A 26,105-nucleotide genomic window follows, 5' to 3' on the forward strand; every position below is an offset into this window, starting at 1 on the left:
AGCATGCACTTTCCTGACAGCGTACGTATCGTCGAGGTCGGCGCGCGTGATGGCCTGCAGAACGAGCCCGCCCATGTCGATACGACGACCAAGCTGGAACTGATCTGGCGCCTTGCCGACTCGGGCCTGCGCCATGTCGAAGCCGCCAGTTTCGTCTCCCCCCGCTGGGTACCCCAGATGGCGGACCATCGCGAGATCATGCTGGCACTGGCCGAGCATGACACCCGTGGAGTGACCACTTACTCCGCCCTCACCCCCAATCTCAAGGGACTGGAGGCGGCGCTTGAGTGTGGCGTACGTGAGGTGGCGGTGTTCGGTGCGGCCAGCGAGTCCTTCTCGCAGCGCAACATCAACTGCTCGATCGCGGAATCTCTCCAGCGCTTCGCCCCCGTGATGGCGCGTGCAGCGGCAGCCGGCGTGCGTGTGCGCGGCTACGTGTCCTGCGTGCTGGGCTGCCCCTACGAGGGCGAGATTGCCCCTGAGCAGGTCGCGGCGGTCGCGCGTGAGCTGCGTGACATGGGCTGTCATGAAGTCTCGCTGGGGGACACCATCGGCACCGGCACCCCGCTCAAGGCCAAGCAGATGCTGGAACGCGTCAGCCGCGAGGTGCCGGTCGAACGCCTCGCCGCCCACTTCCACGACACCTATGGGCAAGCGCTTGCCAACCTCTACGCGGTGATGGAAGAAGGCATCGCGGTGATCGACAGCTCGGTGGCCGGACTGGGGGGCTGTCCCTATGCCAAGGGGGCCTCGGGCAATGTCGCCACCGAGGATGTGCTCTATCTGCTGCAGGGAATGGGCATCGACACTGGCGTGGATCTGGCACGCCTGGCCGCGACCGGCGACTGGATCAGCCGCAAGCTAGGGCGCCCCAATGGCTCACGCGTCGGCCAGGCCCTGATGGCGAACGGCTGATGGCGAGCGGGGAAGGTTGCCGCCGGAATTGCGACCAAGCGCCGCAGCAGCGGGCCATCTGCCCGCAATCGGTGTAGGCTTGCCGGCTTCCGCGCACCGCTTGAGCCCGATGCGCGCCTTTCCATCGCATGTCCTTGCCTTGAGCGCCGCGCACCCCGCAGGCGCACGACACAAGCGGGACAGACTTCAGGACACCGAGATGAGCGCCCTCCCCAACTGCCCGGCCTGCAATTCCGAATTCACCTACGACGACGGCATGCAGTTCGTCTGCCCGGAGTGTGCCCACGAGTGGTCCAAGGAAGCCGTCGTCGAGGACACCGGGCCGGTCTATCGTGATGCCAACGGCAACGAGCTGGTGGATGGCGACACCGTCACCGTGATCAAGGACCTGAAGATCAAGGGCACCTCCTCCGTGGTCAAGGTCGGGACCAAGGTCAAGAACATCCGCCTGATCGAAGGGGACCACGACATCGACTGCAAGGTGGATGGCGTCGGCCCGATGAAGCTCAAGTCCATGTTCGTGAAGAAGGCCTGAGCGGTCCGAGTGCCTCTGGCGACACCAGAGAAGCGTCATGGGCCATGAGCCATGAGCCATGAACCATGAAGCCCCGCCAGAGTCTGCTCTGGCGGGGCTTCATGCGCTGATGCTCCAAGACACCCGCTCTCGCCGGGGGTCCGTGAGCACTCACTGCTTGGGAGTCGGCTTGTCCAGGGGCGTGACGTTGGAAATCTCGATCAGCCGTTGCCCACCCACCTTGAATTCGAAACGACCGCTGATCTGGACCTCGCGCCCGAGATAGGCACCGATGCGTTCGGGGGGATGCAGCTCGATACGCTGCTGCCCGGCGCCTTCCAGCCAATAGCGCTCCGGCACCTGCTCACTGCGTATCCTGCCCTGCACGGCCACCTGCTCGCCCTGCCAGGCCTCCGAGTGCTCGAGCAGCGTGGTGACACTGGCAGGGCGCGGCGCACCCAGCTCGTCACAGCCGCTCGCCAGCGCCAGCAGCATCGCCACGCCCACCATCAGTCCGCGTTGCCTGTGATCCTTCATGTTCGTTCCTCATGTCGCTGCCCATTTCCCGTGATGGGCAGCGCTCCTGAAAATTCGGGGATGGCGTCTTTCAGGCAATCCTGTCGCGCAGGGGTTCCCGTCCCCTGACACGGCCAGACGACGGATCACCACTCGCGAGGGGGTAAATGCGAAGTTCCGAATACTTCAGTGCCAAGTGTGACAGCTGTTAGACGAAGCGATAAGTCGCCAAGGCGGACAGACCAACAGAATCAGCCAGTCTCATCAGGTCGTCGCGTCTGCCACGGGGCACTCGACCAGTAGCTGGCATGATGGCAATGTCTCGTCACGTCATGCTTTCGCATGCCCCGCTTGTCATCCTCTCGATCAGGACACAGGTCAGGGTCACCATGTCGAAGGCCGGCGCCACGTCGGAAACGACGTGGCAGACCCGGCAGGACGAGAGACCATGAAGGACATTCCCCACCCAGAACGCAAGAGACTTCACGATGATGACACGCAAAGTGGCCTATATCACCGGCGGTGCCCAGGGAATCGGACGCGGCATCAGTGACTACCTGCTCGCCCGTGGCTGGCGAGTCGCGGTGGTGGATATCGACGCCCGGGCGGGCGAGCAGTATCTGGCGAGCCACGCCGCGACCCACGGCGAGCCGGACAGCCTGCGCGTCGAGGCCGTGGATGTGCGCAATGAAGACGCCGTCGCCGCCAGCATCGCGGCCACCTGCCAGGCCTTCGGGCGCCTGGACGCCGTGATCAACAACGCCGCGATCGCCGACCCCTTCCAGGGCACGCTCGAGGAACTGTCCCTTGAACGCTGGCATCAGGTACTGGATACCAGCCTGACCAGCAGCTTCCTGACCGCCAAGCACGCCGCGCACCATCTGCGCGAGACCGGCGGCAGCATCGTCAATCTGGCCTCCAGCCGCGCCCTGCAATCCGAGCCGGATACCGAAGCCTACGCCGCCAGCAAGGGCGGAATCGTCGCCCTCACCCACGCCATGGCGATGAGCCTGGGGCCGGAGATTCGCGTCAATGCGGTCAGTCCAGGCTGGATCGATGCAAGCCACCTGCAGAAGGACGGTGAGGCGGAGTCGCTGAGTGACGAAGACCACGCCCAGCATCCCGTTGGACGCGTCGGCCATGTCGATGACATCGCCGCGCTGGTGGCCTTCCTGATCTCGGACAAGGCCGGCTTCATCACCGGTCAGAATCATGTCGTCGATGGCGGCATGACCCGCAAGATGATCTATGCCGACTGATACGACAAGGCCCGATACGACAAGGCCTGACGCGATTGCACGTCAGGCGTTGTCAGTTCTTGAGCTGCGTCCGGGTTTCCCTGAACGCTCAACTGCGGACTTCTCGCACGCGGGCCCTGGTCACACCGCGTGCGGTGCCAGCCACTGCTTGAGCTGACCGGCCTGCATCACGCCGGATTCGCGCGCCAGCTCCTTGCCCTGCTTCATCACCAGCAGGGTCGGGATGCTGCGGATGCCGAAACGACCGGCCAGCGCCTGCTGGGCTTCGGTGTCGATCTTGGCGAAGCGCACGCGGGTACCCATCTGCGCCGCGACCTCATTGAAGATCGGCCCCATCATCTTGCACGGACCGCACCAGCTGGCCCAGAAGTCGATCACCACCGGCATCTCGCTGCGCGTGACCAGTGCCTCGAAGTTGGCGCTGGTCAGTTCCAGCGGCTCCTGGGGCAGCACGGCGGCGCTGCACTTGCCGCAGACGGGATTGTCATCCAGACGCGCGGTAGCCACACGATTGAGGGCAAGACATTGCGGACAGGCCAGCACGAGGGATTCAGACATGATCGGACTCCAGAAGAATGGGGATGCGCGGCGCGCTGCGCTGACGACTCAGCGTCAGACACGTACTGATAGCGCAGATCATACGACTCGTGGGCCGATAAGCAATTGAGGCATCTTATCGCCCTGATTGGCTGGCTGTATCAGCCGCTCACGGGCTGGCATCTGCCCCTCGGGATATTCCCTCATCGGCGACACGGGCCCTGCCAGTCATGGCAGGGCCCGTGTCGTTCATCCCCCGTGCGCCCCATGCCGTCAGGTCACACGCTGGCCAGCCCGAACTTGATGCACAGCGTCACCAGCACCAGCAGGAAGAGGGTTTCCACCACCATCAGGATCACCGGCTTCCAGCCCACCACCGCCAGCTTCTGAAACGACGTCTTGACGCCCAGCGCGGCAATCGCCGCCACCAGACACCAGCGTGAGAGGTCGGTGAAGCCTTCCACGGCGACGCTCGGCACCCAGCCGAGGCTGTTGATCAGCACCAGAGCCACGAAGGCGATCAGGAAGGTGGGGAACATCGGCACCTTGCCCCCCTCATCGCCATTGGCCTGGCGTGCACTGCGGAACAGCAGCATGAAGACCATCACCGCCGGTACCAGCATCGCCACGCGCAGCAGCTTGACGAAGGTGGAGACATCGCCGGTGTGCTCGGAAATGATGTAGCCCGCCCCCACCACCTGGGCCACGTCGTGGATGGTGCCGCCGAGGAAGATGCCGGCCTCGGTATCCTCAAGCCCCAGCAGTCTGACGATCAGCGGATAGGTGATCATCGCCACGGTCGAGAGGGTCGTCACCCCGACCACGGTCATGATGGTGTGACGCTCACTGGTGGCGTTGCGCGGCATCACCGCCGACAGCGCCAGTGCCGCCGAGGCACCGCAGATGGCCACCGAGCCACCGGTCAACAGCCCCATGTCACGGTCCAGCCCCATCACGCGCGCCAGCAGCGCGCCGAACACGATGGTGGCCACCACCCCGAGCACCACCGTGATCACCGGGCCAACACCGAGACTTGCGACCTGCTCCAGCGTGATGCGCACGCCCAATAGCGCCACGCCGAGGCGCAGTACCGTCTTGGAGGCGAACTCGATCCCCGCCCTGCAGGGTCCGTCCTCGGAGAGAAAGTGCAGCGACATGCCGAACAGCAAGGCATACAGCAGCGTCGGGCCGCCGTAATGATCAGCGATGAAGGTGGTCGCCAGCGCGATGAGGATGCAGATCAGCAGGCCCGGCATGATGATGCGCACGCGCCCTTCCAGATTCCGCAACAGACGGGGAGGCGGTGTCGATGTGTCGTGAAGTGATGAGCTGTCGTGATTGGCCACGCGAATATCCCATGAAAAGGCAAGCAGGATGGCAGGGCCTGAGCCCTGCCCTGGAAGATGACAGATGCCGGTACCTGCTAGCTCGCCTGCGCCATCTCGCGCTGAGCCGTCTTGATCATGTCAGCGGCCTTCTCGGCGATCATGATGGTCGGGGCATTGGTGTTGCCCGAGACGATCACCGGCATGATCGAGGCATCGACCACCCGCAATCCGTGCAGGCCATGCACTCGCAGCGCGTCATCCACTACCGCCAGCGGGTCGTGGCCCATCTTGCAGGTCCCCGCCGGGTGATAGATGGTCTGGCTGAACTGGCGCGCGGCCTCCAGCAACTCCTCGTCACTCTCGTACTGCACGCCGGGCACGTACTCTTCGCTGATCACGGCGGCCAGCGGTGCCGCCCGGGCGATACGCCGCGCCACCTTGATGGCGTCCACCACCACGCGGCGATCTTCCTCGGCACTGAGGTAGTTGGGCTGGATGGAGGGATAGACGCTGGCATCCGCGCTGGTGATGCGCACATGGCCGCGGCTGTGCGGACGCAACTGGCATACGGACGAGGTGAACGCCGAGAACGGATGCACGCCATCGGCGGGCTTGTCGGCACTCAGTGGCTGCATGTGGAACTGGATATCCGGGCGTGTCAGCCCCTCGCGTGACTGGGTAAAGGCACACACCTGGCTGGCCGCCAGGGTCAGCGGGCCGGTGCGTGTGAAGAGGTACTGGGTGCCGACCGCCAGCTTCTTGATCGGGCTGCGCACTTCATCATTGAGGGTGCGGCACTGGGTCTTGAACACCAGCCGCACCTGAAGGTGGTCCTGCAGGTTTTCCCCGACGCCCGGCAGCGCATGCAGACATTCCACCCCGACACTGGCCAGATGCTCAGGGTCCCCGATGCCGGAGCACTGCAGGATCTGCGGACTGCCGATGGCGCCGCTGGACAGCACCACTTCGCGCTCCGCCCGCGCCGAGCAGACATTGCCCTTCACCTCGTACTCGACCCCGACCGCGCGCTTGCCTTCCAGCAATACCCGACGGCAGTGAGCATGCTTGACCAGCGTCAGATTGCTGCGCGTGAGCGCCGGACGCAGGAATGCCTTGGCCGTGCTGCAGCGCAGGCCCCGATACGTGGTCTGCTGGAAATAGCCCACCCCCTCCTGACGCTCGCCATTGACGTCCTGGTTGAGCGGAATCCCCGCCTCCACCGCTGCCTGGATGAAGCGCTCGGCGATCTCTCGCTTGAGGCGCAGATCCGAGACATGCAATGGGCCATCCGCCCCATGCCACTGGTTGGCCCCCCGCGCCTGGCACTCCGACTTGCGGAAATATGGCAGGACCGACTGATAGTCCCAACCTTGATTGCCCTCGGCGGCCCAGTCGTCGTAGTCCTCGCGCTGGCCACGAATGTACAGCAGGCCATTGAGCGAACTGGACCCCCCCAGCACCTTGCCGCGCGGCCATTGCAGCCGACGACCATTGATGCCGGCATCCGGGTCGGTCAGGTAGCACCAGTCGGTGGCGGGATTGTGCATGGTCTTGAAATACCCGACCGGCACATGGATCCACGGATTCCAGTCCGAGCCACCCGCTTCCAGCAGCAGCACCTTGATGGAAGGGTCTTCGGTGAGACGATTGGCCAGTACGCAACCGGCGGAACCCGCCCCGATCACGATGTAGTCATAGAAGGCTTTGGCATCTGCATTGGCGTAACGTGTTGTTTTCATTATTTCTCAACCATATTGAGACATATTGTCTCGTAATCATGGTATCGAAAGCATGTTTCGTCAAATACGAAACAAAACGTCTCGTTTATTTTGCCAAAGCACAAGAACTGCCCTACATTGAGATTTGTCTCGCGCCGGTAAGGGATGTGAAACGCCCCCCGAAGCCGAAGCGGAGCCGAACCGGGACCGAAGCGGAGCCGAAGCGGAATCCAGTCACACGCTCGCTTTCGTCACGTGTGAAAAGACACCACAAGAAAAAGACGCCAACAGGTGTCATGACGCCAGGGAACACCAGATTCCACTGCGTTCAGCCCAGACTGCATCCCACCACAAAAGCAAACACAACACCGGGAGCACTACCATGCCAACGCCACTCAGCAAGTTGTCACGCCGTGACTTTCTCGACATCTCGGGCCGCTTCGGTCTGACCTCGACCCTGCTGGCCGCCACCGGCCTCGGCGCAGGTCTTACCGCGTCCACGCTGGCGCGTGCCGCCGATCAGGAGCAGCAGAAACGCTACAAGACAGCGCCCAAGTTCCAGCTGCGCTTCGGTGCCTCGGGCTTCAACGAGCGCAATCTCGATATCCAGAAGTCCGGCCAGCTGTTCTTCGCGAGGGATCTGGAAGAACGCACCAACGGCGCCATCCGCGTCGAATTCATGGGCAGCAACGAGGTCTGCAACCAGCTGGACTGCGTGGCCAAGACCCAGCAGGGCATCGTCGACATCTACTCGGCCTCCACCCAGAATTCCTCGGGCAGCGCGCCCTACCTGAACGTGCTCGACTTCGCCTATCTGTTCCCCACCGTCGCCTCGATGTTCCACTTCTTCTATCACAGGAAGAGCGAGCAGCTGCTGCGTGAACCCCTGCGCCAGCGCCACAACCTGCAGTTTTTGTTCACCCACTGTGACCTGCGCGGCATCATGCTCGGCCTCAAGTGGCAGGACAAACCGCTGGTCACCAGCATCGACCAGCTCAAGGGCACCAAGAACCGCGTCACCGGCACCCAGATGGGCCGGATCGCCATGGAGCAGCTGGGCCTGAATCCGGTGCCGGTCGCCTGGGAAGAGACCCTCGATGGCCTGCGTCAGGGCCTGCTGGATGGCGCCGAGACCTGGATGAGCGCCGTGGCCTACGCCGGCATGGCCCCGGTGGTCTCCCAGGCCGTCGACCTGCGCTTCTTCGCCGGCACCGAGCACACCGGCATGAGCCTGCCCAAGTTCGACAGTCTCGGCGCAGAACTGCAGGACCAGGTGATGGAGTCCGCCTACTGCGCACAGATCTTCACCCAGGGCATGAACGAGGCCGGGCGCTTCGAGATCGTCGGGGCCACCGAGCACCCCGCCCCCGGCACCGTCTTCGCCGAGAACAACGTGCGCGTGGCACCGCTGTCGGATGCCGAACGCTCACGTGCCGAACAGATGTGCTCGCCGGAATTCAATCCCGAGCCGTGGGAGCAATGGCGTGAGCGCCTCAACAAGTGGTCCGGCGGTCTCGACATCTATCAGGAAATCCATGCCGTCGCGCGTGAGATCTCCCGCGACACTGCCGCCGTCAACGTCAAGCCGCAGCGCTGGTGGAGGGGGTAATGGGCGATACCACCATCTTCAGCCAACCGACCAAGCACCCCGCCATCAAGAAGGCCGCGCCCTGGGCGCGTCCCTTCCTGTGGCTGGATGCCCATCTGGAACAGGTCGTCATCCTGATCGCCTATTCCGGCATGGCCGGCATTATCTTCGTCGAAGTCATCCGGCGCTTCTTCTTCGGCCTGCAGGCCCCCTGGAGCACCAGCATTCCGGTGCTGCTGTTCCTGTGGCTGACCTGGTTCGGCGCCTCGCTCAACGTCAAGAAGCGCACTCACCTGAGCCTCAACGAGATCCGCATGAAGCTGCCGCGCGGTGGCCAGTTCGCCTGCCTGATTCTGGATGCCGCGCTGTGGATCGGCTTCGGGCTGATGGTGATCTACTTCACCACCACCCAGGTGACGCTGGCCTATGACAACTACGCCATCGTGCCGGGCACCGACAACGTCATGCAGTGGTGGTTCTACCTCGCCACGCCGCTGGCGTGGGTGATGATCATCTATCGCGTGCTGCAGAATCTCTACGCCGACTGGGCGCGCTATCGCCGCGGCGAGTCCTTCAACCTGCAACCGTCCATCATGGACTGAGGAGGTCATCATGACTGACAGCATCTGGATCTCCCTGATCACGGCGGGCGTGACGGCCTTCTTCCTGCTGGGGGTGCCCATCTTCCTCGTCATCGGCCTGTGGGTGGTCGGCACCAGTCTGGTGATCGACTTCACGCTGGCCAATGTCGGGGTCACCCTCTTCCAGGGCCTGAGCTTCTTCGGCCTGCTGGCACTGCCGCTGTTCATCCTCACGGGGGACCTGATCAATGCGGCGGGGATCGCCAAGCGACTCTCCGACTTCGCCTACTCGACCCTGAGCTGGATGCGCGGCGGCATGGGCATGTCGACCCTCGGCGCCTGTGGCCTGTTCGCGGCGATTTCCGGCTCCAACGCCGGCACCACCGCCACCATCGGCTCGATCATGCAGCCCGAGATGGTCAAGAATGGCTATGACGAACGCTTCGCGGCCGCCACGGCCGCCTCCGGCGGGACCGTGGGCATCATCATTCCGCCCAGCATCATCTTCATCGTCTACGGCTTCATGATGAATCTGTCGATCAGCGACCTGTTCATCGCCGGCATGGTGCCGGGCGCCCTGATGGTCATCGCGATGATGGTCGCCTGCTATCTGGTGGCCCGCCGAAATGGCTGGGGCCAGCTGCAACCCTTCAAGGCGGGCGTCAGCGCGAGGCTGGCACGCAAGGCCTATCTGGGCTTCGCGACCATCGGCGTGGTGGTCTACGGCATCTACTCGGGCAAGTTCTCGCCGACGGAAGCCGCCGCCATCACCGTGGGCTTCACCATGATCGCGGGACTGCTGATCACACGGGAAATCAGCCTGAAGAAGCTGCCGACCATCATGCTGCGCTCAGGCCAGATCGCCGGCATGCTGGCACCGCTGATCGCCATCTCGGTGGTCATGCAGCAACTGCTGTCGGTACTGGGGGCCGGTCAGGCGCTCAGCGACATGCTCAGCGGTATCGACAACTACTATCTGACGCTTGGCACCTGCATGCTGATCATCCTGCTGGCCGGCATGATTCTGGAAAGCCTGCCGGTGACCATCATCCTGGCGCCGATTCTCGCCCCCATCGCCCAGCAGGCCGGCGTGGACCCGATCCACTTCTCGGTCATCTTCCTGGTCGGTGCGGCCATCGGCTTCGTCACGCCCCCCTTCGGGCTCAATCTGTATGTCGCCAGCAGCATCACCGGCATCTCCTACGTCAGACTGGTGAAGTACGTGATTCCCTACTTCATCGCCCTGATGGCCTGCTGGCTGGCCATCTGTCTGATTCCGTCTCTTTCCCTGTTCCTGGTAAACCTGTAACACTAGCCTCATCGACAGCCCCGCGAGGGGCTGTCTTCGTCTCATTGCCGCTGCGGACACCCCCGTTCCCGGTTGACGTGATGAATCGATGCACTGACGCCCTGCCAACCTGCACCTGACGGCCGACATGTCCCTTGAGACCTTCCGCGACACGCACCGACAGGCAGGATGAGGACACTAGATGAGCAAGGACACTCCCACGAATTCGACGCTCTTTCGCGCGCTGGGCCTGCTGGAAGAGGTCGTCACCGCTCAGCACCCCATCAGCGCCGCGGATCTCGAGAAGCGCTTCGAGATTCCCAAGCCCACCGTGCACCGTCTGCTCAAGCAGCTGGAAGAACAGCAGCTGATCAGCCGGGATCTGGATGGCCGTCACCTGTTGCCCGGCCAGCGCTTCCGGCGCATGTCGCTGGGTGCACTGGCCAATGAGGGCCTCAAGGCGCCACGCCGCGTGCTGCTGGAGAAACTGGCCGGGAAGGTCGGCGAGACCTGCAACCTGACCCTGCTGGATGGCCACGAGGTGATGTACTACGACCGCGTGGAAACCAACTGGCCGGTGCGTATCCAGCTGGCCCCCGGCTCGCACCTGCCCTTGCACTGCACCGCGAGCGGCAAGCTGTTTCTGGCACTGATGCCGCTGCACCGTCGCCGCGCGCTGCTGCAGAGTCTCGCGCTCGAGGCCCATACGCCCTGCACGCTGACCTCGCGGGCCACGCTGGAAGAGGCACTCGACACCGTGGTGCGCAATCAGCTGAGCACCGACGACGAGGAGTTCATCCAGGGCATGGTGGCGATTGCCGTGCCGGTCTTCGATGAGGTCGGCCAGATCCAGGCCACCCTGGCGATTCATGCGCCGCGCCTGCGCCACTCCATCGAGTCCTTGCTGGAGTGGGCACCGCTGATGCGCCAGATCGCCACTGAACTGGAAGGCACGCTCTAGCCCACGACCTCCCCGCTGCATCGCCCGAAAGACATCGCCCGACTGGCATAGCCCGAAAGAGATCACTCGACTGGCATCGCTCGAAAGACATCGCTCGACTGGCATGACACCCAAACAGCTCGCCCCCGCAGACAGTCACTGTCCTGTGGGGGCGAGCTGTTTCATATGCCGTCTTGCTGTCTCCGCCTGTTCCCAAGGCGTCTCTTTCGAGGCGTCTCTTTCGGGGCGTCTCTCCCCCTGGGCTCAGGGCGTCGGCACCACCACCACCGGAATGCTGGCGCGCTTGATCACCCCCTTGGTGACCTTGCCCGCATAGGAGGCCACGAAGCCGCGCTTGTTGGTGGCCATGATGATCATGTCGCAGTCATGGCGCGTGGCGTAGCGAATGATCTCCGAGGCCGGATAGCCCTCCACCACATTCAACCCGGCGATCACCGGACGTGGATCGCCGTCGTCATGGGTGCTCCAGAAGTCCTCCATCATCTTTTCCAGGTTCTCCCTCGCCTGATCGAGCCGTTGATGCATCAGGCCCTCCAGCGTCGGCTTGTGACGGATGTTGACCTTGAGGGTGTTCATCACGTCATCCGACAGCGCCTTCACCGCATGCAGCACATGCAGCTCGGCGCCCGTCGCGCCCGCCAACCATACCGAGCGCGCCAGTACCCGCTCACAGTCTCCGCGCAGGCCCACACAACACAGGATTCGTCTGACTGCCGGCATATCCACTCTCCTTGCCGTTGATGAGAGGCATCAGGTGCCGATGGCCTTTCAGTAACCCATCACCCTGGGTAGCCACAGCGAGATCTCAGGCACATAGGCGATCAGGAAGATGGCCGCCACCGACCCTGCCGCAAAGGGCAATGCCTTGAGCGAAATCTCCTCGATGGAGGCCCCGCCTATCCCCGAGGCCACGAAGAGGTTCTCCCCCAGCGGTGGCGTCTGGAAGCCGATGGCCAGCGCACAGACCACCACAATGCCCACGTGCACCGGGTCCATCCCCAGCATGTACATGATCGGCAGCAGCACCGGGGTGAGAATCATGATCGCGGCCAGCGTCTCCATGAACATGCCGACGAACAGCAGGAAGACGATGATCATCGCCCAGATGAGATAGAGGTTGTCGGTCATCGCCAGCATGCCCTCGGCGATATGGGCCGGCACGCGTTGCTCGACCAGCAGCCGCCCGAACACCGTCGCCGTGAACAGGATCAGCAGCACGCGACCGGTGATCCAGGTGGTGGTTTCCAGAGTGCGCAGCGTCGGCTTCCATTTGAGTTCCTTGTGCAGGAAGATGCCGACGATCAGGGTGTAGACGATGGCGACGATGGCGGATTCGGTCGGCGTGAACAGGCCGCTGTAGATGCCGCCGAGGATGATGAAGGGCGCTAGCATCGACCAGATCCCCTTTCTCAAGGTGGCGCGGATATGTGTCCACGACCAGCTGTTGGTCAGCCCGCGATAGCCGCGTTTCTTCGAGATCACGTAGTTGATCATCAGCAGGAAGCCGGCGATCACCACGCCGGGCATGACACCCGCGATGAACAGCTTCGGGATGGAGAGTGTCTGGAAATCGCCATGCAGCGCGACCGCTTCGGGAGGTGGCTGCAGCCCCATGCCGGAAATCCCGAAGATCACCATCGGGATCGAGGGCGGAATCACCACGCCCAGTCCACCGGAAGACGCCGTGACCGCCGAGGCATATCCCCGGTCATAGCCGCGCTTGGCCATCGCCGGAATCATCAGCATGCCGACCGCCGCCGTGGTGGCAGGTCCGGAGCCGGAAATCGCGCCGAAGAACATGCAGGCAAACACCGTGGCGGCGGCAAGTCCCCCGGTCACCGGGCCGGCAAAGGCCTCGGCGATATCGACAAGACGCCGCGAGATGCCGGCGGCCTCCATCAGCGCCCCGGCCAGAATGAAGGCCGGCAATGCCATCAGCGGGAAGGCGCCCACCGAGGTAAAGGCGATCTGCACGAAGGCCATCGGGTTCTCGCCGATGCTCAGGTAGGTCGCCAGTGCCGCGACCCCCAGCGAGACGGTGATCGGTGCGCCAAGCACCAGCAGCAGGAAGAAGACGCCAAACAGGATATAGATGATGGTGGAATCGATCATGGTGTCCCGCTCCCGCGCTTGTCGTCATCATTGACGGATGGGCCTGTCTGCTTCAGCTCCTGCATTGCCTGGGAATCCGGGTCCACGATGTCTTCCTTGCGCACGAACTTGAGATAGTTGGTCTGGAGAATGCGCACCGTCATGGCGGTAAAGGCCAGCGGCAGAATCAGATAGAAGTACTTCATCGGCACGCCCATCGTCTGCGACTTCCAGAACAGGTTCATCTTGTTGAACACGAAGTCGTAGCTGTAATAGATGAACACCGCATTGAAGGCGATCCAGATGATATCGGTGAGCACGCCACAGGCGGTTTCCACCCAGCGCGGCAGAAAACGGAACTGGAATGTCACGCGGTTGTGCGCCGACATGCGGGTGGCATAGACCGCCCCGAGATAGGCAAACCACACGAAGGCATAGGTCGCCAGCTCGTCTCCCCAGGGAATCGAGTAGCTGAAAAGGTTACGCAGCATGATCTGCGCGAAGAGAATGATAACGAACACCACCAGCAGGAACTGGCAGAGATAATTCTCGAGATTGTCCAGACACTTCAGAAATATCCGCATGCAGGTACGTCTCCTGACATCGATGGCGTTCGCCACCCCCTGCCTGGCGCCCTTCGCAGGACGACAGACAGGGGAATGACGGACGAGCCGTTGAAAGCCTCAGCAGCTCAGCGCGTCATCAGGGAGCGGTGGACGGATCACGCCCGAGTGTCTCGAGCACTTCCACCAGCTTGTCGCGCCCACCGATGCTGTCGTAGAAGTCCGGCCAGATGCTGGACGCCTTGGCGATCCATTCCTTTTCGTCATTGGCGGGCTGGGTGATGGTCATGCCGTGCTCTTCCACCAGTGATTTCTTGATGGAATCCTCGGTGGCCAGCAGGTAGTCGTAGCTGTGGGACGTCGCCTCTTCACCCGCCGCCAGCACCAGCGCCTGCTGCTCTTCGCTCAAGCTCTGGAAGGTGCCTTCGCCCATGATCAGCGGTTCCATCGAGAACACGTAACAGCTGTCGGTGACGTGGTTCTGCACTTCATAGAACTTCATGGCATCGATGGTGATGTAGGGATTGTCCTGGCCATCGACGACACCCTGTTGCAGGGCGGTGAAGGTCTCGGACCACGCCAGCGGGTTGGGATTGACGCCCCAGGACTGGTAGGAGGAGATCATGATCTCGTTCTTGGGCACGCGGATGACCATGCCGGCCAGGTCCTCGGGTGAGGCGACGGCCTGCTTGGAATTGGTCAGACGACGGCAGCCGGAATAGGCCCAGCCCAGAATGCGGATACCGGAATCGCGCAGGGTATTGTCACGCAGCTCATCGCCGATCTTGCCGTGGGTCAGCGCCTTGGCATCGTCAGGGCCGTGGATGACATACGGCAGGGTCAGCACGCCGACGGTCGGCGAGAAGGGCGTCAGGTTGTTGATCGCCACCACTGACAGATCCACCAGGCCCATGCTGGCGTTGTTGACGGTGTCCTGCTCGCTGCCCAGCTGGCCGTTGGGGAAGAGGTCAACCTTGATGTCACCGCCGGACTTCTCTTCCACCAGGCTTGCGAAGGTCTTGCCCAGCTCGTACTGGGTGCCACCGGCGGCGTCCCCCAGGGCCATCTTCCAGGTCGCGGCATTGGCGCCCCCAGCCATGGCCAGACTCGCGGCCATCACCGCGACGGCCAATGACGCCTTGAGCGCGCTGGCGCCAGAGAAGTCGCGGAGGTCTGCTGATTGGGTCTGTGTCGAGTCGATCATCTTGTCTGTCCCGTCGTTATTGTTGTTGCGGGCTCCTGACGGCTGCGTGTGACCGCGAGCGTGGCACTGCACCGGCACTCGTCAATGACGCCCTCTCTGCCTCCCACCTCCAGCAGCGTCGGTCTGTCATTCACGAGGTCCATCACACACTCATCTGCAGCCCTCAAGAGAGGGAGTGGGAAGTCGCGTCGTGCTGTCACTGTGCTTGCCACTTCACTTTCTTCCCCTGCGCCAGACCTCCATAGAACCAGTCCACTCCCATCGATGGGGCCAGTCTCGCCAGGCGCTTGCCCTGCCCTGCGCCGTCTGCCTCAATGAGGGCATTCCCGACGCATGACGAGGCGATCAAGCTCACCGCTCGCCCTGGACATGACGGGACAGGCAGGTATGAAAAATGCATGAAAAACGGGGACTTCCACGAAGATCCCCGCGACAACAACAGAGAAGATGCATGAGCCACCCGCTGTTTCACCTCGATGCCTCGCGCAAGGAAAGTCTGCAGTTCCAGATACGCGAGCAGATCTCGCAAGCCATTCTCGAGGGCCATCTGCCCCGCGATGAGGCACTGCCCTCCAGCCGCAAGCTGGCCCGCGAGCTGAATGTCGCGCGCAATACCGTGATGCTGGCCTATGACCAGCTGCTGGATGACGGTTTCCTGATCGCGCGCCAGCGCAGCGGCTATTTCATCAACCCCGACATTCTCAAGGGCCGCGCCGACACGCCGGTACGCCTCAATGACATCGATGCCGACAGCCTCGACTGGGATGAGCGCCTGGCCATCAAGCCCTCCGTGCAACGTGCCATCGAGAAACCCGGCGACTGGCACCAGTACGACTACCCCTTCCTGTATGGCCAGCTGGACCCGGAATTCTTCCCCACCCAGCACTGGCGGGAATGCAGCCGGGACTCGATGAGCGTGCCGTCGATTCGCAGCTGGTCGGTGGACCACATCAATCATGATGACCCGTTGCTGGTCGAGCAGATTCACCAGCGGCTGTTGCCACGCCGGGGGGTCTGGGCAAGCCCGGAGGAGATCCTGATCACGGTGGGGGCGCAGCAGGCGCTGTGGATCAGCTGCATGCTGCTGCTCAAGCAGGGCCAGCGGTTCGCGATGGAAAACCCGGGCTACGTCGACATGTACAACATCGCGCGTACCTTCACGGACGACATCCAGCTGCTGCCCATCGACGGCAAGGGCCTGCAGCCGGTGGAATCGCTCAAGGACTGCCGGCTGGTGTTCGTCTCGCCCAGTCACCAGTCACCCACCGGCGTGACCTTGCCGCTGGAGCGCCGCCGCCAGCTGCTGGACATGGCCGAGACGGGCAATTTCCTGATCATCGAGGACGACTACGAGAGCGAGAGCAACTACGCCGACAACCCGACGCCCGCACTGAAGAGCCTGGATCGCCACAAGCGGGTCATCTATGTCGGCAGCCTCTCCAAGACCCTCGCCCCCGGCCTGCGTCTGGGCTACATGGTCGCGCACCCCACGCTGATTCGTGAGGCGCGTGCACTGCGCCGCCTGATGCTGCGCCATCCGCCGACCAACAATCAGCGCGCGGTGGGACTCTTCATCGCGCGGGGCTATCACGACAGCCTGCTCAACCAGATGCATCAGGTGATGCAGCGCCGCTTCCTGGTGATGCGCGACGCCATCCTGCGTCACCTGCCGATGATGAGCACGCCCTCCACCTATGGCGGTTCCTGCTTCTGGATGCACGGGCCGGCCAGCCTGGATGCCCATCGACTGGCCGCCCTCGCCCGCCAGCAGAGCATTCTGATCGAGGTGGGCGATCTGCACTTCTTCTGCGATCGCGACCGTCATCGCCACTACTTCCGCCTCGGCTTCTCGGCGATTCCGGAATCGCGTATCGAAGCCGGCATCATGAAACTGGCCGAGCTGGTACCACTGGCGATGCAGGCACCCGAAAGAGTCACTGACATGAGCGCCTGATTCTCGACAGGCACTAACGGCGAATGATTACCCTATAGCTAAAAAAGAGGCTCCCTGACCGACCAACAAGACGTGGCAATCAGGGAGCCTCTTGTCCTTCAGGCAATCGCGCTTGCAGACCATGTCAATTGCAGACAATCGCACTTGCAGACTTACTGCGCCTCATCCTTCATCGCGTACCAGCGATACAGGCAACGCTGGCCGGTGCGACGGAACGGCGCGAACAGCGGCGACTCCACCTTGTTGAGCACATTGGGATACGGCAGACGTGACTGGAAGATCGGCAGCACCAGATCCGCCGCGTCCCTGGCGATCCACTGGGCGAGACGCTTCCCCGCCTGGGCGGAATACATCACGCCGTTGCCGCCATAGCCCATGGCGTAATAGACGCTCTGCTTCGGGTCCGGCTGATGGATACGCGGCATCATGTCGTGACTGACATCCACCCAGCCCCACCAGGAGTAATCGACCTCAATGCCGCTCAGCGCCGGAAACTTGCGATGCATGTCGGCGATCAGCAGCTGCTCGTATTGTGCCTTGGGCGCATCACGACCTGACACGGCACTGCGACTGCCGATCTGCAGGCGATTGTCCGGCAACAGGCGATAGTAGTGACGCAGTACGCGGGTGTCGGTGAGCACCTGGTGGGTATGGAAGCGGGTCGCCTCGATTTCCTGCGCCGTCAGCGGGCGCGTCACCAGCGAGTTGGAGAGCACCGGCATCAGACGCTTGTCGAGCTCCGGATGCAGCTTGCCGGAGGTGTAACCGCCGGTAGCCATGCCCACCGAACGCGCCTTGACCACGCCACCCGGCGTTCTCAGGTAGTGCACGCCATCGCGGGTCTCCCAGCTCTCCACAGGACTTGCCGGGTGTACCTTCACCCCCAGACGTCGCGCCTTGCGCAGATAGCCGAAGGCCAACTTGCCCGGGTGCACGCCGATGCCTTCCGGCTCGTGCATCGCGCCGCAGGCCTCTTCGTCCCCGACCCACTCGTTGCGCACCGTGGCACCATCGATGATGCGGGCATCGTAATGGAAGGTCTCGCGCAACAGGCGCGCTTCCTTCTCCAGCCCCGGCATCATGCGCTCGCGATGGGCGATATACAGATGGCCGCCCGGCTGCGGATCGCAGTCGATGTCCTTGATCAGTTCCTTGAAATTCTCCATGCCCTCGACGCACTCGCGATGCAGGCCATGGGCGGCCTCAAGCCCGTAACGCTCGATCCACTGCGAACGCTTGAGGCGACCGGTGGCGCACTGCGCCTGGCCGCCATTGCGGGTCGAGCAGCCCCAGCTGACCCGATTGGCCTCCAGCACGGTGGCCTTGATGCCGTACTTCTCGGCCAGCACGATGGCGGCGGTGAGTCCGGTGAAGCCGGAGCCGACGATCACCACATCCGCGTCGATATCGCCCATCACCGGACCATCATCCTGCGGCGGCTCACCGGCGGTGGCGACCCAGTAGGTCGGCGCGTAGTCGCGTCCTTCGCCGGGGGTGGCGCTCACCAGCGGGTCATAGGCCGGGTCATACGGCTGAGAAGCCTGAGTGGCCGGGCGCTGCTCTGACTCGCTGCCCACCTCATCTGGCCGGGCGCCGTGCTGCACGATAGTTTCCATCTCGAACACCTCCTCTCACCCGCTGGGCGCGCACGCCATGACGTGCTGCCCAGGGGCAAAGACAGCTTCAGAAACCGCTTCCCTGATCGATGCGCCGCTGGCGCTCAGACATTGACGGGCGGACGATTCTTGCGGAAGGCGTTCTTGATCGCGATCTTGCCGTCACGCAGCGTGAAGGCATCGATCATGCGCGCTTCGCTGCGCGCGCCATCGGCGGTGGTGCCGGTGTAGGTGCTGATGACGAAGCCACGCTCGCCATCGGCGAAGATTTCCGCGTCGATCCACTGGGCATCCGGCGCGTTCTGCCAGGCAGCGGAGAGGCCCGCGCGCACTGCGTCCTGACCGGCGAAGGTCTTGCCTTCGAGTTCCGGCCCGGCGATGGCGAGGAATTCGCAGTCATCGGTCATCATCGACAGGCAGTCGTCGATGTCGTGACGGTTGAGGGCATCGCAGAAGGCACTCAGCAGTTCGATGGTGGCTTGGTGGGTCATGGGTCGGGCTCCGCAGTCTTGTTGTTGGGCTTGTGGTTCGAGCGTGTCGTTTGAGCAAGGGCATCAGCGATCGCTGCGCCATGCCCCGAGACTACGCCCCTGCCATCACTGCCCTTTAGCACCAGTTGGCGGCCAGCGATTGGGCCAGTTGGCGCCATTGCGGCGTGCCTGGTGCCAACTGGTCCCATCGTCCCCGCAAGCCCGCGCGAGACAGCGGGGTCAACTCGCCAGAGCGGTGGCGATCTCGACTCCCGGCGGCGTGAAGGCCTGAGCCGACATGAAGCTCTCACGGCCCAGCAGAATGTCACTGAGCAGACGCGTGGCAGCCGGCGCCAGCACCAGGCCGTTACGGTAGTGGCCCGCATTCACGTAGAGGCCGTGAAGGCCCGGTACCGCACCGATGAAGGGCGTGCCATCCGGCGTGCCCGGGCGCAGGCCGGCCCAGTGATGCTCCGGTTCAAGCTCGCCGAGTGCTGGCAGAATGCTCGCGGCGCTGGCATGCAGTGATTCGCGCGCCTGCGCGGTGGTGCTCTTGTCGAAGTCCTGATGCTCCAGGGTCGAGCCGATCAGAATCCGCCCATCGGCGCGCGGAATCACGTAGCGGCCATCGCACAGCACCACCCGCGACAATAGTGGCTCGTCCACACTGCAAAGCCCCGCCGCCACCGGATTGAACACCATCATCTGGCCCTTCACCGGGCGCACCGGCAGCAATACACCGGCCGCGGCCAGCAGCCTGCCGCTCCAGGCGCCGCCACATACCACGACGTTGTCTGCGCTGACGGTCTCATCAACCAGCCGGACGCCCGTGACGCGCGACGGCGTGGCAAGCACCAGCTGCGTGACCTCGCACTCTTCACGAACCCGGATACGCGGATGCGCCAGCAGACGCGCGCGCAGCGCCTGTCCGAGACGCGGATTACGGATACTGCCCAGCGTCGGCATCCACAGCGCCTGCTGATGGCCCGCCGCCAGATGCGGCTCACGCGCGTAAAGCGCCTCCCGCCCGATCACCTCCAACGGCTTGTGCTGGGTGTGCGCCCAATCCAGCGCCAGTGCCTCATCCTCCACCCGCAGGTAGATCAAGCCCTTCTGGCGGTATTCGGGGTCGATGCCGGTGGCCTCCTTGAGCGCCTCGGCAAGCCTGGGGTATTCGCCTTCTGACCAGCGTGACAGCGACGAGATGGCACTCGAGTAGCGCCACGGATACAACGGCGAGACGATGCCGCCCCCGGCCCACGACGCCTCGCGCCCGCACTGGCCGCGCTCCAGCAGCGTGACCGTCTGGCCGGCCTCGGCCAGCTGCCACGCCATCATCATGCCCATCACGCCGCCACCAATGATCAGGGTATCGCTCATCTGCCTTGCTCCTGCGGGGGAATGAATAATCACAAATCTCATATTTCGATACGATTTGCATTATTTTTAGAAACAAAGCTATATTCAAGCCATTGCCGCTGCCCGGTTTTCCTGACTCCCTGTGACAGGTCTGCCGACCTCCCCGATACAGGTCTGCCGGGCAGCCACCGACAAGAATGACGAGGGAGACACCCCGTGAGCGACGCCACCACGATGCATCATGCCAGCGCCGACCCGCGCAATAACCAGGCCAATGCCGAGCAGCCCCTGCCCGCCGGCCAGTTGCAGCCCACTGAGCTGCGCGGCGTGCGCGAGCTGTTCGGCATCGACAGTGATCTCAAGGTGCCGGTCTTTCTGGAGCGCGACGCTCACGTGCCGGAAATCGATACGGCTTATCGCTTCAATCCCGATGTCACCCTCGCCATCCTCGCCGGCTTCACCAACAACCGTCGCGTGATGGTTCAGGGCCTGCATGGCACCGGCAAATCGACCCATATCGAGCAGATCGCCGCGCGCCTCAACTGGCCGTGCCTGCGCGTCAATCTCGATGGCCATGTCAGCCGGCTGGATCTGGTCGGCAAGGACGCCATCGTGATTCGCGACGGCGTGCAGGTCACCGAGTTCCAGGAAGGCATCGTGCCCTGGTCACTGACCCGCCCCATCGCGCTGATCTTCGATGAGTACGATGCCGGCCGTCCGGACGTGATGTTCGTCATCCAGCGCATTCTGGAGCGTGACGGCCACTTCACGCTGCTGGATCAGAACCGCGTGATTCGCCCGCACCCGCAGTTCCGGCTGTTCGCCACCGCCAATACCGTGGGTCTGGGCAATCAGGATGGGCTCTATCACGGCACCCAGCTGCTCAACCATGCGCAGATCGACCGCTGGAACATCGTCGCCAAGCTGGATTACCTGCCGCGTGATGAGGAAGTGAAGATCGTGCTGGCCCGCGTGCCGGCCAAGGACAACGAGCGTGGCCAGGCGCTGATTCGCGCGATGGTCGCGGTGGCGGACCTCACCCGCAAGGGCTTCGCCAATGGCGATCTGTCGAGCCTGATGTCGCCGCGTACCGTGATCACCTGGGCGGAGAACTGCGAGATCTTCCGCAACCCGGCGCTGGCCTTCCGCCTCTCCTACCTCAACAAGTGCGATGAGCATGAGCGCCCGCTGGTCGCCGAGTTCTATCAGCGCTGCTTCGCAAGGGAGCTTGAGGAATCCGCGGCACTGATGGAGAGTGATCTGATGAATGAACTGGACAGCGACAAGGGAGCCCGGGCATGAGTGCGGCCCAGCAGGTACGCCGTCGTCAGCAGTATCTCGAGGAGCTTGCGGCGGCGAGTCTCGGGGCACTCAGCGGTCAGGCCGGCTGGGCCTATCGAGGGCGGCGCCTGAGTCGGCATACTCAGACGCTGCCACTGCGCACGCCGCACCTGCGCCTTGAGGAGGATGACTGCACGCTCGACAACTATCGCGCGGTCAGCGATGCCATCGCGCTGCGCCTGCTCCACACCGACGAGGCGCTGCATCTGGCGGCGCGTCCGGCGTTGCCGGAAACCCGCCTGATCTATGACCTGCTGGAGCAGCTGCGCGTCGAGGCGCTGGTCGATCCTGACATGCCCGGCGTGAAGGAGAATCTGGCGCGGCGCTTCACCGACTGGTGCCTGGCCTTCTATCACGCGGGCCTGACCGAGACGAGTAGCGGCATCCTGATCTACAGCGTCATCCAGTCATGCTGGTCGCGCCTGATGGCCTGTGCGGTGATCCACGAGACGGAGGATTACATCGAGACGACGCGCGCCTCCTTCTATCAGGCACTGGGCGCTGACATGGCGGAGCTGAGACGCACGCGTTTCGATCAGGCGGCCTATCAGCAGCACGCGCTGAACATCAGCCTGTGGCTGGAGCAGGAACTGGCCGAATCGCTGGAGGAGCAGGACGGCGAGGAAGATGACGACTCCGATGCCAGACAACGCTTCGCGCTGTTTCTGGAAAACGAGGATGAAGAAGCGAGCCTGCTCGAGGAGCAGGCGGCATCGCCGCTGCCGAGTCACCGGCGTGGCGCGCCGGAGGAATTGCTGCCCTATCAGGTGTTCACCACGGCCTATGACCGCGAGCTGGAACCGGCCAGACGCATGCGCGCGGCCCTGCTCGATGAGTATCGTCAGGCGCTGGATACGCGTCTGGCGGAACAGAAGATCAACGTGCGGCGCCTGGCACGTCAGCTGGCGCGCCATTTCAGCTCGCCGCAGCGTGAGGGATGGCACTTCGGTGAGGAGGAAGGAATCATCGATGGGCGGCGGCTGAGTCAGGTGATTTCCTCACCGGCCGAGCGGCGGGTCTTCCAGCGCGAGCGCTGGGTGCCCGAAGCCAGTGCGCAGGTCAGTTTCCTGATCGACTGCTCCGGTTCGATGAAGGTGCATGGCGAGGCGGTGGCGATGCTGATCGAGATACTCACCCGTGCGCTGGACATGGCCGGTGTGCCCACCGAGGTGCTCGGCTTCACCACTGGCGCCTGGAATGGTGGTCGCGCCCTCAAGGACTGGCGACGCGCCGGCAAACCCGCGCGTCCGGGCCGCCTGAATGAAGTGCAGTATCTGATCTTCAAGCCCGCCTCGCTGGCGTGGCGGCGTGCGCGCCGCCACTTCGGCGCCCTGCTCAAGGCCGATCTCTACCGCGAAGGCGTGGATGGCGAAGCCGTGCAATGGGCCTGCTCACGGCTCGCGGACAACACTACTGCCGACGAAGGCGCACGCCGTCTGCTGGTCGTCATCTCCGATGGCAGCCCCTGTGACAGCGCCACCAACACCGCCAATGACGAACAGTACCTCGACAGCCACCTCAAGCAGGTTGTCGCGCAACAGACCCGCTCCGGCCGCCAAGCCATCCTCGGCCTCGGCGTCGGGCTGGACCTCAGCGCCTACTACCCCAACCAGCTGATCATCGATCTTGAACGCACCCTCGACAACGCCCTCGCCGATGAAATCGTCTATCACATGGCGCTGGCGTGTCGGCATCAGGGGATATAAAGCCTAATCAATTATCAACACAAATCAGAGCAAAAGAAATTATTTAAACAACAAAATACAACTAGATGAAAGTATCCTGAACCCCTATATTTCTTTTTTGTGACTCGTATACCTTACTACATATATTTAAAAAACTTTCCGGTGATTCTAAAGCACGGGACAGTAGATCATTTTTCCTTAAACTAACAAATAAAGCCACAGAATGAGCCTGACAATTTATAGACTTTTTTGGATTAAACTCTATATCAGAAAAGGCATCGTAACCCAACAAACATTTATTTAAATCTACATTTTGCTTAAGAGCATTTACATAAACCCAATCATAGAAAAATGTTCTCGGGATAGCAGGATAATCTTTTCCGAAGAACTTAAATCCTATTAAATTACCAGATTCTTTCAGTCTTACATCTCTTTTAGCATCTAACGAAGATTTGAAAAAAAGATCTTTGAACGGACCTCCTTTCTCGAAAACCTTACTTCCTTGAAAGGCAGATTCGACGCTAAATTTATAAGAATGCTTTTGAGTGGTTATAATTAAATTAAAAGCACTTAAACTAACACCGAGTTCAAGTTCAGATTTACTCGATACCTCTAGTATTTTCTCATACCCAAGCTTAGAAGCTGAAGCATGTAACGAAGCGATGGATTTTCTCTTTTGAGAAGCAGCCATACCTGGCGCCCAAGTGAAGTCTATAGACTTTTCTAAGACACCAACAGTATTACTGTCCGGTATGAATAACGGCCTTTGCGCCATAACTATCGCCTCACATAGGTTCTTGAAGCAAAATAACCTTTATTACGATTATGTTCCATAATCTTCATACGATCAGATAAATGCAAATACTGCTCTTTAGATGGCGTATCTGGAAAAACAATACCCAGGATATATTCCTTTGGTATTATATTTTTGACTAATACTTCAGCTTGTGGATCCGTAGGATCACAATCTTGGAGCTTTAGGTCCGCACGTGTAGGGCTAATATCAGAATCTACAAACATATCAGCCAATGATTCCGGCAAAGTTAATTGCTCATCAGGCAACGATGAAATACGCGAATCAGCCGCATTGTGCTTACAGAACAAACATTCCAGATCCCACAAAACAGCAGGATTGATTCCTATGACACACCATTTACCTTGCATATCCTGACGATACTTATAAAACATCAAGTAATTAGGAAAGCTAATTGAAAGCGATATTGTATCTCTTCTTTCATCCAGCCTTTGATGATCATTGAATATAGCCTCAGCAGAAATACTACTTCTACTGACTAAACCATTCTCCAAAATACTCGGTATATTTTCCAAGCGAGTAAAGTGAAGCAATGCTTTTATACTACGCGACTCGACTATTCTTTTAATTCCTTCGATTCTCATAGCTCTATCCTTGAGCAATATAAAATTTGACAATATACACACACTAGCAATACGCCAACTAATAATGACCTTAAATATGAACTGGGCAGGCTTTCGCCTGCCCTATCCGCCGTGAGCGGCTAACAGAAGGAAAAGAAAGAGAAATTCAGTCTTGCGGGGTGCGCTGCTGCGCCTGAACGACAGTCACCGCAATGACATTGAGGATGTCGGCGGTGGAGCAGCCGCGCGAGAGGTCGTTGGCGGGTTTGGCGAGGCCCTGTAGCAGCGGGCCGATGGCTTCTGCGCCGCCGATGCGTTCGGCGAGCTTGTAGCCGATATTGCCAGCTTCCAGATTGGGGAACACCAGCACGTTGGAGGTGCCCTTGACGCGGGAGGTGGGCAGCTTGCGCTCGGCGATTTCCGCCACGATGGCGGCGTCGAGCTGCACATCTTCATCGATGGCGATCTCCGGGCGTTGCGCCCGCACGCGATGCGCGGCCTGCACTACCTTGTCCACCGAGGCGTGATGCGCGCTGCCATTGGTGGAGAACGACAGCATCGCCACCCGTGGGTCTTCCCCGAGCAGAGCCTGGGCGCTGTCGGCGGCGGCCAGCGCGATCTGCGACAGCTCTTCCGCGTCGGGGTCGATCACCAGCCCGCAGTCCGAAAAGATCATCCCGCCCTTCAGGTTGTGGAACGGCTTGCACAGCATCATCAGAAAGAAGCTGGAGACCAGCTTGCTGCCCGGCGCCAGCCCCAGCAATTGAATGGCGCTGCGCACCACATCGGCGGTGGTATTCACCGCCCCCGCCACCGAGCCATCCGCCAGCCCTTCGCGCACCAGCATGTTGGCGAACGTCAGCGGATCACGAATCTTCTCGGCGGCCTGCTCCGCCGTCATGCCCTTGGCCGCGCGATGCGCGTGCAGCGCCTCGGCAAGCCTGGCGGTGTGCTCGGAGGTGGCGGGGTCGATCAGCTCACAGCTTCCCAGCGAGCCATCCTCGAGCCCGGCTTCTCTGGCAGTGGCGGCGATGACGGTCGGGTCGCCCACCAGCATCACCTGCGCCAGGCCCTGCTCCGCCGCGCTCACCGCCGCCTGCACCACCCGCATGTCCTGCCCTTCGCAGAGCACGATACGGCGCGGGTCAGCCTTGGCCCGCGCCAGAATGTTGTTGAGTGCCTTCATGTCTGTCTCCTCGCTGCCCTTGCAGGCAGCCGACACATCCAAAAAGCCCCGGAC

At 62.0% G+C, this 26,105-nt stretch carries 24 protein-coding genes; 10 read left to right on the top strand and 14 right to left on the bottom strand.

Translation table 11 applies throughout. The annotated features are described in order from the left end of the window. Positions 1-3: 3 nt before the first annotated feature. The gene (locus tag ACZYGA_RS01880) at positions 4-915 is read left to right on the top strand and encodes a hydroxymethylglutaryl-CoA lyase (RefSeq protein WP_479398311.1); all 912 of its coding nucleotides are present in this window, start codon (positions 4-6) and stop codon (positions 913-915) included. 199 nt (positions 916-1,114) lie between these two features. Continuing rightward, positions 1,115-1,450 (top strand): zinc ribbon domain-containing protein YjdM, encoded by a 336-nt coding sequence (locus tag ACZYGA_RS01885; RefSeq protein ID WP_077374863.1) that lies wholly within the window; start codon positions 1,115-1,117, stop codon positions 1,448-1,450. A 150-nt stretch (positions 1,451-1,600) separates the two neighbouring features. Here the strand turns inward: ACZYGA_RS01885 and ACZYGA_RS01890 are convergent, their stop codons facing one another. Continuing rightward, complete coding sequence (locus ACZYGA_RS01890; RefSeq protein ID WP_077374866.1) at positions 1,601-1,966, bottom strand: hypothetical protein; 366 nt, start codon at positions 1,964-1,966, stop codon at positions 1,601-1,603. Between the two features lie 467 nt (positions 1,967-2,433). Between ACZYGA_RS01890 and ACZYGA_RS01895 the strand changes: the two genes are divergently transcribed. Continuing rightward, a complete protein-coding gene (locus ACZYGA_RS01895; protein WP_404625078.1) occupies positions 2,434-3,204 on the top strand; it encodes an SDR family oxidoreductase in 771 nt (256 codons plus the stop codon). 120 nt (positions 3,205-3,324) lie between these two features. Here the strand turns inward: ACZYGA_RS01895 and trxC are convergent, their stop codons facing one another. From trxC to ACZYGA_RS01910, 3 genes are all read right to left on the bottom strand, one after another. Continuing rightward, a complete protein-coding gene (gene trxC, locus ACZYGA_RS01900; RefSeq protein WP_077374872.1) occupies positions 3,325-3,762 on the bottom strand; it encodes a thioredoxin TrxC in 438 nt (145 codons plus the stop codon). A 257-nt stretch (positions 3,763-4,019) separates the two neighbouring features. Next, the gene (locus tag ACZYGA_RS01905; RefSeq protein ID WP_240499674.1) at positions 4,020-5,009 is read right to left on the bottom strand and encodes a YeiH family protein; all 990 of its coding nucleotides are present in this window, start codon (positions 5,007-5,009) and stop codon (positions 4,020-4,022) included. 155 nt (positions 5,010-5,164) lie between these two features. Next, positions 5,165-6,808: a GMC family oxidoreductase gene (locus ACZYGA_RS01910; protein ID WP_404625076.1), complete on the bottom strand. Its 1,644-nt coding sequence runs from the start codon at positions 6,806-6,808 to the stop codon at positions 5,165-5,167. 361 nt (positions 6,809-7,169) lie between these two features. Here ACZYGA_RS01910 and ACZYGA_RS01915 point away from each other — a divergent pair, with 361 nt between their 5' ends. The 4 genes from ACZYGA_RS01915 to ACZYGA_RS01930 all read left to right on the top strand — a co-directional run bounded on the left by ACZYGA_RS01915 (position 7,170) and on the right by ACZYGA_RS01930 (position 11,205). Next, positions 7,170-8,396: a TRAP transporter substrate-binding protein gene (locus tag ACZYGA_RS01915; protein ID WP_170877391.1), complete on the top strand. Its 1,227-nt coding sequence runs from the start codon at positions 7,170-7,172 to the stop codon at positions 8,394-8,396. Next, complete coding sequence (locus ACZYGA_RS01920) at positions 8,396-8,977, top strand: TRAP transporter small permease (RefSeq protein WP_404625073.1); 582 nt, start codon at positions 8,396-8,398, stop codon at positions 8,975-8,977. The genes ACZYGA_RS01915 and ACZYGA_RS01920 overlap by 1 nt, the downstream gene beginning before the upstream one ends. Before the next feature lie 10 nt (positions 8,978-8,987). Beyond that, positions 8,988-10,265, top strand: coding sequence for a TRAP transporter large permease (locus ACZYGA_RS01925; RefSeq protein ID WP_176503114.1), 1,278 nt, complete (start codon positions 8,988-8,990; stop codon positions 10,263-10,265). 181 nt (positions 10,266-10,446) lie between these two features. Next, positions 10,447-11,205, top strand: coding sequence for an IclR family transcriptional regulator (locus tag ACZYGA_RS01930; RefSeq protein WP_084208082.1), 759 nt, complete (start codon positions 10,447-10,449; stop codon positions 11,203-11,205). Positions 11,206-11,448: 243 nt separating this feature from the next. On the opposite strand, the gene ACZYGA_RS01935 is transcribed toward ACZYGA_RS01930, so the two are convergent. The 4 genes from ACZYGA_RS01935 to ACZYGA_RS01950 form a co-directional block, all read right to left on the bottom strand. After that, complete coding sequence (locus tag ACZYGA_RS01935; protein ID WP_404625071.1) at positions 11,449-11,925, bottom strand: universal stress protein; 477 nt, start codon at positions 11,923-11,925, stop codon at positions 11,449-11,451. Positions 11,926-11,973: 48 nt separating this feature from the next. Next, on the bottom strand, positions 11,974-13,317 hold the full coding sequence (locus tag ACZYGA_RS01940; protein ID WP_205632734.1) for a TRAP transporter large permease: 1,344 nt from the start codon (positions 13,315-13,317) through the stop codon (positions 11,974-11,976). Further along, complete coding sequence (locus ACZYGA_RS01945) at positions 13,314-13,880, bottom strand: TRAP transporter small permease (RefSeq protein ID WP_077374890.1); 567 nt, start codon at positions 13,878-13,880, stop codon at positions 13,314-13,316. Before ACZYGA_RS01945 ends, ACZYGA_RS01940 begins: the two co-directional genes overlap by 4 nt. 118 nt (positions 13,881-13,998) lie before the next feature. Continuing rightward, positions 13,999-15,063: a TRAP transporter substrate-binding protein gene (locus tag ACZYGA_RS01950; protein ID WP_404625068.1), complete on the bottom strand. Its 1,065-nt coding sequence runs from the start codon at positions 15,061-15,063 to the stop codon at positions 13,999-14,001. Between the two features lie 451 nt (positions 15,064-15,514). Here ACZYGA_RS01950 and pdxR point away from each other — a divergent pair, with 451 nt between their 5' ends. Further along, the gene (pdxR, locus tag ACZYGA_RS01955; RefSeq protein WP_136938741.1) at positions 15,515-17,017 is read left to right on the top strand and encodes a MocR-like pyridoxine biosynthesis transcription factor PdxR; all 1,503 of its coding nucleotides are present in this window, start codon (positions 15,515-15,517) and stop codon (positions 17,015-17,017) included. A 152-nt stretch (positions 17,018-17,169) separates the two neighbouring features. On the opposite strand, the gene ACZYGA_RS01960 is transcribed toward pdxR, so the two are convergent. The 3 genes from ACZYGA_RS01960 to thiO form a co-directional block, all read right to left on the bottom strand. Then, the gene (locus ACZYGA_RS01960; protein WP_404625066.1) at positions 17,170-18,633 is read right to left on the bottom strand and encodes an NAD(P)/FAD-dependent oxidoreductase; all 1,464 of its coding nucleotides are present in this window, start codon (positions 18,631-18,633) and stop codon (positions 17,170-17,172) included. A gap of 104 nt (positions 18,634-18,737) precedes the next feature. After that, positions 18,738-19,124, bottom strand: coding sequence for a nuclear transport factor 2 family protein (locus tag ACZYGA_RS01965; RefSeq protein ID WP_077374898.1), 387 nt, complete (start codon positions 19,122-19,124; stop codon positions 18,738-18,740). A 219-nt stretch (positions 19,125-19,343) separates the two neighbouring features. Beyond that, positions 19,344-20,483 carry a glycine oxidase ThiO gene (thiO, locus tag ACZYGA_RS01970; protein WP_404625064.1) on the bottom strand — a complete coding sequence of 380 codons (1,140 nt, stop codon included), beginning with the start codon at positions 20,481-20,483 and terminating at the stop codon, positions 19,344-19,346. Between the two features lie 195 nt (positions 20,484-20,678). Between thiO and ACZYGA_RS01975 the strand changes: the two genes are divergently transcribed. Continuing rightward, a complete protein-coding gene (locus tag ACZYGA_RS01975; protein ID WP_404625063.1) occupies positions 20,679-21,764 on the top strand; it encodes an AAA family ATPase in 1,086 nt (361 codons plus the stop codon). Further along, positions 21,761-23,509 carry a cobaltochelatase CobT-related protein gene (locus ACZYGA_RS01980; protein ID WP_404625061.1) on the top strand — a complete coding sequence of 583 codons (1,749 nt, stop codon included), beginning with the start codon at positions 21,761-21,763 and terminating at the stop codon, positions 23,507-23,509. The genes ACZYGA_RS01975 and ACZYGA_RS01980 overlap by 4 nt, the downstream gene beginning before the upstream one ends. A gap of 61 nt (positions 23,510-23,570) precedes the next feature. Here the strand turns inward: ACZYGA_RS01980 and ACZYGA_RS01985 are convergent, their stop codons facing one another. The 3 genes from ACZYGA_RS01985 to pta form a co-directional block, all read right to left on the bottom strand. After that, complete coding sequence (locus ACZYGA_RS01985) at positions 23,571-24,263, bottom strand: DarT1-associated NADAR antitoxin family protein (protein ID WP_404625059.1); 693 nt, start codon at positions 24,261-24,263, stop codon at positions 23,571-23,573. A 2-nt stretch (positions 24,264-24,265) separates the two neighbouring features. Further along, the gene (locus tag ACZYGA_RS01990; protein ID WP_404625057.1) at positions 24,266-24,886 is read right to left on the bottom strand and encodes a DarT ssDNA thymidine ADP-ribosyltransferase family protein; all 621 of its coding nucleotides are present in this window, start codon (positions 24,884-24,886) and stop codon (positions 24,266-24,268) included. Between the two features lie 145 nt (positions 24,887-25,031). Continuing rightward, complete coding sequence (gene pta, locus ACZYGA_RS01995) at positions 25,032-26,051, bottom strand: phosphate acetyltransferase (RefSeq protein ID WP_404625056.1); 1,020 nt, start codon at positions 26,049-26,051, stop codon at positions 25,032-25,034. Positions 26,052-26,105: the final 54 nt, after the last annotated feature.

This window comes from Cobetia sp. BL01 (assembly GCF_056493605.1).

Excerpts from the sequence above, each read along its gene's own strand:
- ACZYGA_RS01915 (WP_170877391.1), top strand. The coding sequence starts at position 7,170 with ATGCCAACGCCACTCAGCAAGTTGTCACGCCGTGACTTTCTCGACATC.
- ACZYGA_RS01880 (WP_479398311.1), top strand. The coding sequence starts at position 4 with ATGCACTTTCCTGACAGCGTACGTATCGTCGAGGTCGGCGCGCGTGAT.
- ACZYGA_RS01925 (WP_176503114.1), top strand. The coding sequence starts at position 8,988 with ATGACTGACAGCATCTGGATCTCCCTGATCACGGCGGGCGTGACGGCC.
- ACZYGA_RS01965 (WP_077374898.1), bottom strand. The coding sequence starts at position 19,124 with ATGACCCACCAAGCCACCATCGAACTGCTGAGTGCCTTCTGCGATGCC.
- ACZYGA_RS01960 (WP_404625066.1), bottom strand. The coding sequence starts at position 18,633 with ATGGAAACTATCGTGCAGCACGGCGCCCGGCCAGATGAGGTGGGCAGC.
- trxC (WP_077374872.1), bottom strand. The coding sequence starts at position 3,762 with ATGTCTGAATCCCTCGTGCTGGCCTGTCCGCAATGTCTTGCCCTCAAT.
- ACZYGA_RS01980 (WP_404625061.1), top strand. The coding sequence starts at position 21,761 with ATGAGTGCGGCCCAGCAGGTACGCCGTCGTCAGCAGTATCTCGAGGAG.
- ACZYGA_RS01945 (WP_077374890.1), bottom strand. The coding sequence starts at position 13,880 with ATGCGGATATTTCTGAAGTGTCTGGACAATCTCGAGAATTATCTCTGC.
- thiO (WP_404625064.1), bottom strand. The coding sequence starts at position 20,483 with ATGAGCGATACCCTGATCATTGGTGGCGGCGTGATGGGCATGATGATG.
- ACZYGA_RS01990 (WP_404625057.1), bottom strand. The coding sequence starts at position 24,886 with ATGAGAATCGAAGGAATTAAAAGAATAGTCGAGTCGCGTAGTATAAAA.
- ACZYGA_RS01890 (WP_077374866.1), bottom strand. The coding sequence starts at position 1,966 with ATGAAGGATCACAGGCAACGCGGACTGATGGTGGGCGTGGCGATGCTG.
- ACZYGA_RS01985 (WP_404625059.1), bottom strand. The coding sequence starts at position 24,263 with ATGGCGCAAAGGCCGTTATTCATACCGGACAGTAATACTGTTGGTGTC.
- pdxR (WP_136938741.1), top strand. The coding sequence starts at position 15,515 with ATGAGCCACCCGCTGTTTCACCTCGATGCCTCGCGCAAGGAAAGTCTG.
- ACZYGA_RS01940 (WP_205632734.1), bottom strand. The coding sequence starts at position 13,317 with ATGATCGATTCCACCATCATCTATATCCTGTTTGGCGTCTTCTTCCTG.
- ACZYGA_RS01885 (WP_077374863.1), top strand. The coding sequence starts at position 1,115 with ATGAGCGCCCTCCCCAACTGCCCGGCCTGCAATTCCGAATTCACCTAC.
- ACZYGA_RS01910 (WP_404625076.1), bottom strand. The coding sequence starts at position 6,808 with ATGAAAACAACACGTTACGCCAATGCAGATGCCAAAGCCTTCTATGAC.
- ACZYGA_RS01895 (WP_404625078.1), top strand. The coding sequence starts at position 2,434 with ATGATGACACGCAAAGTGGCCTATATCACCGGCGGTGCCCAGGGAATC.
- pta (WP_404625056.1), bottom strand. The coding sequence starts at position 26,051 with ATGAAGGCACTCAACAACATTCTGGCGCGGGCCAAGGCTGACCCGCGC.
- ACZYGA_RS01935 (WP_404625071.1), bottom strand. The coding sequence starts at position 11,925 with ATGCCGGCAGTCAGACGAATCCTGTGTTGTGTGGGCCTGCGCGGAGAC.
- ACZYGA_RS01950 (WP_404625068.1), bottom strand. The coding sequence starts at position 15,063 with ATGATCGACTCGACACAGACCCAATCAGCAGACCTCCGCGACTTCTCT.
- ACZYGA_RS01920 (WP_404625073.1), top strand. The coding sequence starts at position 8,396 with ATGGGCGATACCACCATCTTCAGCCAACCGACCAAGCACCCCGCCATC.
- ACZYGA_RS01930 (WP_084208082.1), top strand. The coding sequence starts at position 10,447 with ATGAGCAAGGACACTCCCACGAATTCGACGCTCTTTCGCGCGCTGGGC.